Below are 11,863 nucleotides of genomic sequence, written 5' to 3'. Positions count from 1 at the left end.
ATTTATTCTATATTTTTTTAACTTTTAGTTTAGTGAAAATTGAAGAAATCAAACGATATACTATCCATAACTCTTGAACTTTTGCCAGTTTGCTAACCGTGACATAAACGACCAAACCTATACATATTTGAAAAATTAATTTTATAAAATGATTTTCAGTTATTATCAATCCAGACACTGAAACGATTACACCCATAAATAATGTGATTAAAAATACAGGCATGAGATCTCTCAACTGTTCTTTGGCCGAATAGTCTATTTCTCTCGATGAATAATAAGCGTTTATAAACAAAGAAATATATGAATTAATAACGGTCGCTCCAATTAACCCGACAATTCCCAATCCGCATAATAAGGACACCGCTATGAGCAAAGTTAATACAGTTTTTTTAATTATCTCTAATAGTAAGAATAAATCTGATCTTCCTTTCACTTGAAGGATATTTAGATTGATTGCGTGAAGTGGGAATAACATTCCTGCTAAACAGAGTAATTGAAAATAGATAACTGATGGTATCCACTTCTCTCCAAGAAGTAGATTAAAAAGTGGATTTGCTATGACTACAAGACCTATCATTAAAGGGAAATTAATAAATGCAGATGTTTTAATAAGCATTTTGAATGCTGACTTCAAACGTTGTTCATCTTCCTGAATGCTGCTTAGAATGGGATAAGATACCCGTTGAACCGAAGCTGTAATGGATAGAGTCGCAAGGTCTCTAAATTTAACAGCATTTGTATAAAATCCAAGTTGAGTAGAGGAATAAAATTTCCCAATAATTAGAAAGAGAATATTATTATAAAAAGTATCAATTAGTCCCGAAAGAAGTAGTTTATAACCAAATACAAAAAATTTTTTGAACGACTGTAAACTAAATGTTATTGAAGGTATCCATTTATTAAAGATCCACATTAACAACATCTGAACAAATTGCATTGCAAGTATGTTAATAACAAGACTCCAAACACCGTATCCCAAAATCGCGAGGGTAATCGTTATCCCCCCAGAAATAGTAGCAGCTACGATGCTTATTTTAGTTATTGTTCTAAAATCAATATTCTTTATTAATATTACTTTTTGGATAATTCCTAAAGAATTTATAATTAAGACTAATGATATAATTCTAATTATTTCGGTCAATTGAGGCTCTCCGAAAAAGACACTAATAGCATTAGAAAAATTAAATAACACACCATACATCACGAAAGCAACTAATAAATTAAAATAAAAAACAGTAGAATAATCAACTTGACTGGTATTTTGATCTCGTATTAATGCTTGTGAAAATCCACTATCAACAATAGAATTTGAAATTACAATAAAAACTAAAACTAATCCGATGATTCCAAAGTGTTGTGGTAATAATAATCTAGCAAGAATTATTTGAATGATGAATTGAATACCATGGTTGGCTAATAAATCTGCAAAACTCCATAACAAACCTGTAATAGTTTTACTTTTAAGCGAGTTCGAATCTTCCATGATAAATCTCCTAATTTTTTTTACGTTTAATTAATTTTATTAATTTAAAATTAACTAGCTTTAAGAAAATTTTTGGAAAATAACATCTAATCATCATTTTCATCCTAATCTTGAACTTTACCAAATAGGAAAAATTTTTATAAGGATCGTTCTTTTGTTCTTTTGTTTTTCTTTTTAGAACTAATAATTCATATTCTAATTTTTGAATAACTTTTTCTACTACATTTGAATTTTTTTTATTTGTATATGAGTTGAAGCCATCTAATAACTGTATAACATCTTCATTTACCCGAATTATATTTCCTCTTACATTTGCTATGTTATTTAACCGATTTGTCCAAGAGCCCTCTACGCCACTTCTATAAACCGCCATATTTTCATTCATAAAGTAAACATATCCTTTGCTAGCAAGATACAATTGCATTGGATAATCCCCTATATGTGCATTCAAATAGAAGTCTGGTAGGTTATCCATTAGTTTTCTCGGAAACAACAATGATGGAGTTGGGCAAAAACCCCCACCACCAAAAATAAGATCTTCTATTGGAGCAATTTTATTGCTCTTGTAAGGTTTAATTAGACTACCTGTTGGCTTATTGGGAGCTTGCACTATCTCAGCTGCATGGAAGCACAAACTACATTCTTTATGTCTTTCCATATAATCTACTTGTTTTTGAAGTTTAAATGGATCTGTCCAGTAGTCATCACCTTCACATATTGCAATATATTTTCCCAAAGAATTTTCATGAAGTTTTAATGAATTTTTCTTCCACCCGACATTTTGCTCAGACGTTATCAACCTAATTTTATCGGGATATTGAATAACATATTCTTCAACTATCTTTCTAGTAGTATCCGTACTACAATCTTCTCCAATAAGAATTTCATAGTTGAAATCTGTTATTTGCATTAAGAAACTATCTAAAGCGTCCATAATATAATCCTTATGGTTATAGGTGATACAATTAATACTTACCATTAAATTTAATTCTGTATCCCCTTTACATAGCACAGTTATCATCCCCTAGAATTCAAAAATGATTAATCACATTGTCACTTTTATATTTTTCTGCGTACCACTTAATTGTTTTCATAATACCTGTTTCGAATGTTTCTTTTGGTATAAAATTCAAGTTGTTTTTTATCTTCGATGCATCTATTGCATACCTAAAATCATGTCCTGACCTATCGGCAACATAGCCTATTAAACTTTTATAGCTCTTCTCTTTTGGAATTATTTCGTCAAGATACTTGCAAATGATATTGGCTATTTCTATATTAGTCTTTTCATTATTTCCGCCAACCAAATAAGTTTCACCTAACTTTCCATGATGAAATACCATGTCTATTGCCAGACAGTGATCTTCAACAAATAACCAATCTCGAACATTTTTACCATTACCATAGATGGGTATTTCTTTATTCGTTAACGCATTTCTAATAATAGTTGGTATTAGTTTTTCGTCATGCTGCATGGGACCATAATTATTGGAACAATTTATAGTGACTACATTTAACCCGAATGTATGATGATAACTACGCACTAACATATCTGAACTTGCTTTACTCGCACTATACGGACTGTTTGGAGCATAGGGGGTTCCTTCCGTAAAACAACCAGTTTCCCCTAAAGAACCAAAAACTTCGTCAGTAGAGATATGATGGAATCGTGCATTTACGAATTCTTTTTTATATGAACATGTTTTCTCTAGCCATAATTTACGTGCGGCTTCTAATAAATTAAACGTTCCTACTATGTTAGTTTCCACAAAAATTTGGGGACTCTGAATTGAGTTATCTACATGGGATTCTGCTGCAAAATGAATAATATCCGTAAAATGGTATTTTGCAAAAATTACATCCAAGCTTTCTCTATCTCTAATATCAATATATTCAAATATGTAATTCGGATTTTTTTCTATTGACTCTAAATTACTTGGATTAGCAGCATAAGTAACAGAATCAGCATTTACTAGTAGGTAGTCAGGGTATTTACCCAGAAAGTACTTAGTGAAATTTGACCCAATAAATCCTAATCCACCGGTTATTAAAATTCTTTTTCGGTTCATTTCACATCAACCAGATTCCAATAGTTTATTAGTCCTTCATTTGCAATATCTTCTAAATATTGTCCATATTCATTTTTAAGTATCGGTTGAGCAAGATCTAATAACTGTCCCTTATTTATATAGCCCATCCTAAATGCAATTTCTTCTAAACAGGCAACTTTAAACCCTTGTCTTTTTTCTACTGTTTCAATAAATAAAGAGGCTTCCATGAGGGAATCATGAGTGCCTGTATCTAACCAAGCAAATCCTCTCCCTAATAACTCTACTTTTAATTGATTTCTATTTAAGTATTCTTGATTAATATCAGTTATTTCCAATTCTCCTCTTAAAGAAGGTTTTATACATTTTGCTATATCCACAACATTTTTATCGTAGAAATATAATCCAGTTATCGCAAAATCAGACTTTGGATTTAACGGTTTTTCTTCAACAGTAAGAACATTTAGATTCTGATCAAATTCCACAACACCAAATCTTCTTGGATCTTTGACTTTGTAACCAAATACCTTGGCTCCCTCATTTAGTGTTGAAGCTATTCTGAGCAGATGTGGAAAACCTGGACCAAAAAAGATATTATCCCCTAAAATTAATGCTACACAGTCTTCACCAATGAAATTTTCACCGATAATAAAAGCTTCTGCTAAACCATTTGGTTGTTCTTGAACTGCATATTCAATCCTGATTCCAAGAACACTTCCGTTTCCTAATAATTCTTCGAATTTTGGAAGATCTACAGGTGTAGATATAATTAGTATTTCTTTTATTCCAGCTAGCATTAAAACCGATAGTGGATAATAAATCATTGGTTTATCATAAACAGGCAGTAATTGTTTAGAAATCACCTTAGTAATTGGATAAAGTCTTGAGCCACTACCGCCAGCTAAAATAATTCCTTTCATGCCACATCTCCATTCAATTGATTCCGTAACTGATTTTTTCACCAATCATTCTTCTCCTATTCATTTATGATAGGAAAGAATTGTTTCTCTTAATCCATCATGTAATGAATGTATATTTTGCCAGCCAAGCTCATTCGTTGCTTTTTCATTTCCTAATACACTATTTTGAATTTCTCCTTGTCTCAAAGGATATTTATATGGTTCAATACTAATTCCTGCTAGTAAAGATGTCATCGAAAAAAGGTCGTCAATTGATGTTTCTGAGCTGGAACTAATATTAAAAATCCCTGTTGTTGGACTTTCGATTGCTCTAAAGCAAGCCTTGGCAACGTCTTTGACATACACAAAATCACGTGTCTGTTGACCACCATAAATCACTATTTCTTCATGGTTAAGTAATTGATTAATAAAAATTGACACCACCCCCGCTTCACCTTGTGGGTTTTGTCGTGGCCCATATACATTTGAAAAACGTAAAATACAACAAGGTAATCCATATAAGCTTTCATATAGCTGTGCATAACGTTCACCTGACCATTTTGAAAGTGAATAAAAGGATAACGGATTTAAGGGGAATTCTTCGTCGATCGGTATTTCTAAGGGATTGCCGTATACAGCTGCTGAAGATGCCAACACCACTTTTTTGACATTATGGATTCTCGCATACTCTAGCAATCTTAAAGTACCCAGTATATTAATTTCACCATCAGCGATAGGATCTTCTATTGATTTCATGACAGACGCCTGGGCAGCTAGATGAATAACTATATCCGGCTTCTCTACCTCAAATACATGTTTCAAATGAGCATCATTTATATCAATCTGATACACTTTACAATTGATAGAGAGATTATCAATATTTCCAGAACTAAAATTGTCCACTACAACTACTTCATAGTTATGAGCTAAACACTCTTCCACAACATGCGAACCAATAAAACCTGCCCCCCCAGTAATGAGCACTTTCAATGAGTTTTCCCCTTTGTAAGTTGATTTTGAATAACTACTTCATACACTTCCTTTGTTTCAGTAAGCATTTTTTTAAATGTGAATTTCTCAATAAATAATTCCTTACTTCTCTGGCCCATAGACTCTCTTAGTGAAACATCGGTTAGTAACTGAGTAAGCCTTTGTCGGAGTAGTACTTCATTCCCTTTTGGAATTAAGAAGCCATTATCCGAATCAATTACTGCTTCTTTTACACCACCAACGTCCGTTGCAATAATCGGTAACCCAACTTGCATCGCTTCCAATATACTTAGTGGCAATCCTTCATAATCAGATAACAAAACGAACACATTTGATTTACTTAACGGAATCTCAATGAAGTTCATACCACCATAAAACAAGACTCTGTCGTGTAGATTACGTTTTCCCACATATCTTTGGGCTTCTTCTAACTTTGTACCATCTCCAACAAATGATAAATGCCAAGGAATATCACCTAATTTTTCACATGCTCGAATTAAATTTAATTGTCTTTTTGGTACATCGAAACGAGCAACCATTAAAATGTTTACTGGCGATTTATTTTGATTGAGTTGTTCCGTTTGCTTAATAGGCAGGACCCCGTTATGCACTGTTTTAATTTTGTGCATAGGTAAGACCTGATTTGATATGGCGAGATGGCGATCATAATGAGATACGGTAATCACTTGATTAGTTATCTTTCCGATAGCTTTTTCAACAGCTATATAAAACTTCCTTTTTTTAGGTGAAACCCCTTCAGTGAATGCCCAGCCGTGCGCTGTAAAAACAGTTGGTATTCGAAGCGACCATGCAGCAATTCGGCCAATCAAGCCAGCTTTTGAAGAGTGAGTAGCAACTATATCTGGCTTCGTTTCTTTTAATACTTTGCGAACTTCAAAGATGGCTCGTACATCTTTAAGTGGATTGATTTCTCTTTTTAGAGAAGAACTAATGTAACAAGGGACATCTAATTTATGATGCTTAGCCCTTCCTCCACCTGTAATGATAAACACTTCATTACCCAAAGCTGCTAAATGATTCGATAAATCACGTACGTGTACTTGAGCACCACCAATTGTATCCATTCGAGTAATCACTTGTGCAATCTTCACCCGTCATCTCCTCTTTTTAGTGGTGCACACCAAGCAAGGGCTAATAGTAACCAGAAATGCCGCCAATGCAATGTATCGATGAAGATACTATTAAATGCAAGTCCTATTAGAGAAGCACAAATTACTAAGAAATATGCAGCAGATTCATCAAATGATTGTTTATACGATTTAAAGGCTTTATTCATGCTGATGACCAGGATAAAGACAAATAATAAAACACTTAAAATTCCATTCTCAGTTAAGATACGGGCATACAAGCTATGAGGTGCCATTTGAAACATGTTTTCAGATTGTCCGGGACCGATTCCAAATGGATTTTGTAAGCCTGTCAATAATGCTGTTTTTTGTGTTCCAAACCTCGATTCATCGTACCCTTGTATGGATAGTCTTGATTGAAATAATTTCTCTACAAATTCACTTTGTGTGATCCAAATCAAAATAGGAATGCACAATACCCCTAAAGTAACTATGGTTTTTAATTTTCTTTGGAGGAACTCTTTTTTAGTCAAAATGAAATAAATCAAAATAGATATGGTCCAGTTCCCCCAAGCTGCTCTTGAAAAAGAGACCAAAATTGCTGTCAGTAATGTAAGAAAAATAAGAGCGTATGCTATTTTCTTATATTTTGATACTTGTTCCTTTTCAAACAAACTGAGTACATATAACGATGGCATTATAAGAAATGGTCCAAAAACATTGGGATCTTTAAAAAACGCTTTTGCACGTCCATACATTACTAAAAAATCATTGAGAGGAATGAGATGAAAATAAGCTAAAATACCAATTACAGCTGAAATAACTGCTGAGACTAAATAACCATTCATTACCACACGGAGAAAAGAAATTTCAAGCCTTTGCCCCATACCAACTAATACAAACCATGAAATTATCAAATAGCTTGTGATGGCTAAATAATTTAATGCAATGTTAGTCTCTTTAGCAAATAGTAGTGAAATGAATTGGAAAATCAGAAAAAATAGTAAGAAAATTATTGGAATAAACACATTATTCGGAAATCTCATTAAGGAAAAAAACAAACTACAACATACAATTAGCAACATCAAGAAGTCATTGGGTGAAGGCTCAATTAATACAAACGAACTACTGAGCATCATGAAAAACAGTAATTTGTATATCCACTTTGGTGGTTGCTCAGTCATCATCAAATTCCTCCGACTTGCTGATACTTATGGGTGTCAGACATTAATACAGACAAATCCCAAATGTAAATTTATAATTTGTTTCCCGCTGAAATAATAACAAAACACAATTTTCTCATTTGCTTTTCCTTCTATATTCATCGATCTATACCTTTGCTAAAAATCTAGGTTGCAGCGTTTCGAATTCAACTCCATCTAATACATGATGAGCATTTCGCTGAAAGTATGTAACCAATTCTTTACCTAGTTTTTGTTGAATCACATGGTATGCTTGTTGAATTAAAAATGGACGTTTATGAACATTGTGAGCATCTGAAGCTATAAAGTGCACCATCTGATGCTGACATAATTTTAATGCGAATCTTTGTAAATCCTTTCCGTTTGCACCAGTTACACTGCCAGCAGTAACTTGTACGAGAGCACCTTTATTTACTAAATCTATTAACTTTTTAGGATGACGCCGAATTTCCGTATTTTTCTCAGCATGAGCTATGACAGGAATGTATCCCTTTATCTGTAATTCGTAAAATATGGAATCTGTGAATTGTGGAATGAGTTGTGCTGGAAATTCAATTAATACATATTTATGGCTGTCTGCAAGCGTCATAATTTCTGATTCTAACTCTTGCATTAACTCCCCATGAAGATGAACTTCCATGCCTGGTAAGATGGTCACCGGAATTTCTCTCTCTTGAATTAATAAATTCAGAATGTGAATAGAATTTTTTATTTCGTTAATATCTTGATCAAATCGACCATTCCGGTGATGTGGAGTAGCGACAATATGAGTCACTCCATTTTTAGCAGCATTTTGAATTAGAAGTATTGCCTCTAATTCTGTTGATGGACCATCGTCTACTCCTGGTAGAACATGGTTGTGCAAATCTACGATCATAACGACTCACTCCTTAATTGTAATAAGAATAAGAACGGGTTGAGCCTTTTGATTTATTGATGATTGAACCAATCAGCGGAGCCTGGACTTGTTTTAACAGTTCAATTGAATAAATAGCTTGTTCCACTTTAGAAGACTCAGCATTCACCACATACAAGCATCCATCTACATTTGCAGATATATGTAATGTATCTGCAACTAGCAATGGAGGTGTGTCCACAATGATGATGTCGAATTGGTTCTTTAATTCTTCTAAAAATCGAACAAATTTAGTAGAAGATAATAACTCTGTTGGATTGGGGGGAACAGGACCAGCACTTATAAAGGATAAATTTGGTACTTCAGTAGGCTGAATAATATCTTGCAAATTACATTGGCCAGCTAAATACGAAGTAACCCCAACACGTTTTGGTAAATGAAACAAATTACGTCCAGTTCCTCTTCGTAAATCTGCATCTACATAGACGGTTTTTTTTTGATCCATAGCAAATACAATACTTAAGTTTGCACTCACATAAGATTTACCATCTCCAGGCTCTGCACTTGTAACGAGAAGCGTTTTTGCATTTTTCTTTGATAGCACATAAAGTAAATTTGCACGAATGGAGCGAAACATTTCTGTAAAAACATCAAAGGAAGCCAATTCATGAATGAGTTTTCCTTCTCCAGCAGGAATAACGCCAACTACCGGCAATCCAAGTGCTTTTTCAGCTTTTTCAGAAGAGTCAATTAAGGTAAAGAACATTTCTTGGATGAGGACAAATGTATAACTCACTAAAAATCCAACTATTGCTGAAATAATGAAAAACAGTGCAGTGATGGGCTTGATTGACTTTGTATCTTCTCCAACAGTTGCCTGACTTAAGATATGTACGTTCTCTAAGTTCATGAGTGTTTTGATCTCTTCTTGAAAGGTTTTAGCCAATGTATTTGCTAATGCAGCTGCTTTTTCTGGTGTTTTCTCTTCAGCCAATATGGTTAATATTTGTGAATTTATGTTTGATTGTATTTCAACTTTTTGACTAAGCTCATCTTTTTTATATGTCTCTTCTAGCGAACCATTTACCTTATTTAAGATGCGGTTACTTTTCATTAAATATTTGTATGTTTCAATCAGTCGTAAATTCGCATCAATTTCTCCACTTGAAACGATATTTGCAGTCGTGAAATTTACTAGAACATCTGTCTTTGCTTCAAACTTTGGAGGAATAGCAAAGCTCGCAAATCCTCCAATCAGTGTTATATAGAATGTAACGAGTAAAATAATTTTCTTCTTCTTTTTAAACAAACGAATGAAATCACGAATTTCCAATGTTCGATTCATGAACCTAATAAGCCCCCTTGCCTTTCCAAATTGCCACGATTGTAAGTATGAAAATTTTCAAGTCTAATTTAAATGAGCAATTTTTTATGTAAAATAAATCATGCTCAATTTTATGTCCATGACAACTATCCGCTCGTCCATTTACTTGTGCCCAACCGGTCAAACCAGGTTTCATTAACAATCGATTCAACTGTTTTTCGTTATACCATTGTGTAATTTCAGGAACTTCTGGGCGAGGTCCAATCAAACTCATATCACCTCGCAACACATTGAAGAGTTGAGGTATCTCATCAATACTGCTTTTTCTTAAAAACGCACCTATCTTTGTGACTTCCGAATTGTGAGCAGACTTGAAAATAAAATCATCTGGGACTCCTTCGTACCAAGCATCTTGAGGGTTGTTTACCTTTTTTTTATTATTCTTCATCGTTCGAAATTTAATGATTTTAAATGGCTCATTAAATTGGCCAGTCCTTATTTGTGTAAACAAAAGTGGTGTACCTGAAGACATAAGTAATAAAAGTGAGATGATGGGATACAGAGGTAATAGAATCAGTAGTAAAAATAGAGATACACTCACGTCGAAACATCGTTTACCAAATCGTTCATAAATAAATGGTTCGAATTTTACTTGTAGTAATGAACGAATCCTTTCCAGATCCTACTCTCCTTTATATTTTTTCGGGTTTCATTAAATCATCATGTCTACTTGATTGTATTCCGATATTTCCACACACAGAACTACTAATGAACTAGTCATTATGATTTTCAAAGTGAAATTTCATTCGATTTATGATAAAAGTATGTATTTCATTTAATTTTTTCACTATTTTATGTAATAAAAGGATCATGACTGAATTTACACAACAAAAAAACACGCCTTTCGAAATTAATCGAAAGACGTGCTTGATTGAATAGATTATATCCACCTACATAAATCATGTAAATGGAGACGGCGGGAATCGAACCCGCGTCCAGAAACTCCAACACTTAAGCGTCTACGCGTATATCTTGCCTATTAAATTTCGCGCAGCATTATGCCGACAAGCGGGCGTCTTGTGCGCTAACTTGAAAATCTCTTCTTGTCGACTCAAGTTGCATCGACAATCGTATCCCACTTAAAGTGAGCTCGTACATGACCACATGGGCGATGGCCAAGACAAGCAACATCGTCAGCTTACGCTGCGAATGCTAGGTTTTGGTTTTTGCCAGTTATTATAGAGTGCCGTTGATACGGAGCCGAGCCCTCCGACGCGCAACTTAAGCTCAGACCATCCCTGTCGAATCCGTAACGTCCCCTTAATAAAGGTTGATCAAAAAGGCATGCTCAAAAATTAGCTAATGCTATTTTTTGTTCCTTCTTGAACTCTTATTGGAAGTTCGGGTGAACTACATGTACATCTGGCAAGCTGTATTTGTATTATAAGACAAAATTGGTCAAACTTCAAGTAGTTTTAATCTTGGTTTCGAGATTTGAAGGCACGTTCGATATCACGCTTCGCTTCTTTTTTCCTTAAATCATCACGTTTATCGTAATTCTTTTTCCCTTTACCTAAGCCAATTAATACTTTAGCAAAACCATCTTTTAAATACATTTTGATTGGAATAATTGAAAAACCATCTTGTTTTGATAACCCTATTAACTCGTTAATTTGTTTTTTATGGAGCAATAGTTTTCGAGATCGCAACGGTTCATGATTAAAACGATTTCCTTGTTCATAAGTACTGATATGCATATTAGAGATCCATGCTTCATTGTTTCGAATGCGCACGAATGCTTCTTTTAATTGAACTTTGCCTTTTCGTACTGATTTTATTTCGGTTCCTAAAAGCACAATTCCCGCTTCAATCGTTTCCTCAATAAAATAATCGTGATTCGCTTTCTTATTTTGCGAAACCACTTTTCCTTCACCTTTTGGCATTTGGTTTCACCTCGCAGTTTAGAAATGAGC

General features: G+C 33.9%; 11 protein-coding genes and 1 other RNA gene. All 12 read right to left on the bottom strand.

Annotated elements, in window-relative coordinates; translation table 11 throughout:
* Positions 1-7: 7 nt before the first annotated feature.
* The gene (locus ACFPYN_RS08425) at positions 8-1,483 is read right to left on the bottom strand and encodes a lipopolysaccharide biosynthesis protein (RefSeq protein ID WP_377733536.1); all 1,476 of its coding nucleotides are present in this window, start codon (positions 1,481-1,483) and stop codon (positions 8-10) included.
* 10 nt (positions 1,484-1,493) lie between these two features.
* The gene (locus tag ACFPYN_RS08420; protein WP_377733638.1) at positions 1,494-2,462 is read right to left on the bottom strand and encodes a glycosyltransferase; all 969 of its coding nucleotides are present in this window, start codon (positions 2,460-2,462) and stop codon (positions 1,494-1,496) included.
* Positions 2,463-2,514: 52 nt separating this feature from the next.
* A complete protein-coding gene (gene rfbB, locus ACFPYN_RS08415; protein WP_377733535.1) occupies positions 2,515-3,552 on the bottom strand; it encodes a dTDP-glucose 4,6-dehydratase in 1,038 nt (345 codons plus the stop codon).
* Positions 3,549-4,451 carry a glucose-1-phosphate thymidylyltransferase RfbA gene (gene rfbA, locus ACFPYN_RS08410; RefSeq protein WP_377733534.1) on the bottom strand — a complete coding sequence of 301 codons (903 nt, stop codon included), beginning with the start codon at positions 4,449-4,451 and terminating at the stop codon, positions 3,549-3,551. The genes rfbB and rfbA overlap by 4 nt, the downstream gene beginning before the upstream one ends.
* A 60-nt stretch (positions 4,452-4,511) precedes the next feature.
* Positions 4,512-5,414: an NAD-dependent epimerase/dehydratase family protein gene (locus ACFPYN_RS08405; RefSeq protein WP_377733637.1), complete on the bottom strand. Its 903-nt coding sequence runs from the start codon at positions 5,412-5,414 to the stop codon at positions 4,512-4,514.
* A 2-nt stretch (positions 5,415-5,416) separates the two neighbouring features.
* Entirely contained in the window at positions 5,417-6,532 is a 1,116-nt protein-coding gene (locus ACFPYN_RS08400) for a glycosyltransferase family 4 protein (RefSeq protein WP_377733533.1), read from the bottom strand.
* A complete protein-coding gene (locus ACFPYN_RS08395; RefSeq protein ID WP_377733531.1) occupies positions 6,529-7,536 on the bottom strand; it encodes an O-antigen ligase family protein in 1,008 nt (335 codons plus the stop codon). The genes ACFPYN_RS08400 and ACFPYN_RS08395 overlap by 4 nt, the downstream gene beginning before the upstream one ends.
* A gap of 301 nt (positions 7,537-7,837) precedes the next feature.
* Positions 7,838-8,587: a tyrosine-protein phosphatase gene (locus ACFPYN_RS08390; protein ID WP_377733529.1), complete on the bottom strand. Its 750-nt coding sequence runs from the start codon at positions 8,585-8,587 to the stop codon at positions 7,838-7,840.
* Positions 8,588-8,600: 13 nt separating this feature from the next.
* A complete protein-coding gene (locus tag ACFPYN_RS08385) occupies positions 8,601-9,911 on the bottom strand; it encodes a polysaccharide biosynthesis tyrosine autokinase (protein ID WP_377733528.1) in 1,311 nt (436 codons plus the stop codon).
* 4 nt (positions 9,912-9,915) lie between these two features.
* Complete coding sequence (locus ACFPYN_RS08380; RefSeq protein WP_377733636.1) at positions 9,916-10,524, bottom strand: sugar transferase; 609 nt, start codon at positions 10,522-10,524, stop codon at positions 9,916-9,918.
* 331 nt (positions 10,525-10,855) lie between these two features.
* Positions 10,856-11,210, bottom strand: a transfer-messenger RNA (tmRNA) gene (gene ssrA, locus ACFPYN_RS08375).
* Between the two features lie 155 nt (positions 11,211-11,365).
* Entirely contained in the window at positions 11,366-11,833 is a 468-nt protein-coding gene (gene smpB / locus ACFPYN_RS08370; protein WP_377733526.1) for an SsrA-binding protein SmpB, read from the bottom strand.
* Between the last annotated feature and the right edge of the window lie 30 nt (positions 11,834-11,863).

Source organism: Paenisporosarcina macmurdoensis, from assembly GCF_042658845.1.
Taxonomy (GTDB): domain Bacteria; phylum Bacillota; class Bacilli; order Bacillales_A; family Planococcaceae; genus Paenisporosarcina; species Paenisporosarcina macmurdoensis.
Note: the sequence above shows the minus strand (reverse complement) of the source record. Positions and strands in the feature narration are given on the sequence as shown.

Coding starts and splice junctions, on each gene's coding strand:
- ACFPYN_RS08425 (WP_377733536.1), bottom strand. CDS start 1,483: ATGGAAGATTCGAACTCGCTTAAAAGTAAAACTATTACAGGTTTGTTA.
- ACFPYN_RS08420 (WP_377733638.1), bottom strand. CDS start 2,462: ATGGTAAGTATTAATTGTATCACCTATAACCATAAGGATTATATTATG.
- rfbB (WP_377733535.1), bottom strand. CDS start 3,552: ATGAACCGAAAAAGAATTTTAATAACCGGTGGATTAGGATTTATTGGG.
- rfbA (WP_377733534.1), bottom strand. CDS start 4,451: ATGAAAGGAATTATTTTAGCTGGCGGTAGTGGCTCAAGACTTTATCCA.
- ACFPYN_RS08390 (WP_377733529.1), bottom strand. CDS start 8,587: ATGATCGTAGATTTGCACAACCATGTTCTACCAGGAGTAGACGATGGT.
- ACFPYN_RS08385 (WP_377733528.1), bottom strand. CDS start 9,911: ATGAATCGAACATTGGAAATTCGTGATTTCATTCGTTTGTTTAAAAAG.
- smpB (WP_377733526.1), bottom strand. CDS start 11,833: ATGCCAAAAGGTGAAGGAAAAGTGGTTTCGCAAAATAAGAAAGCGAAT.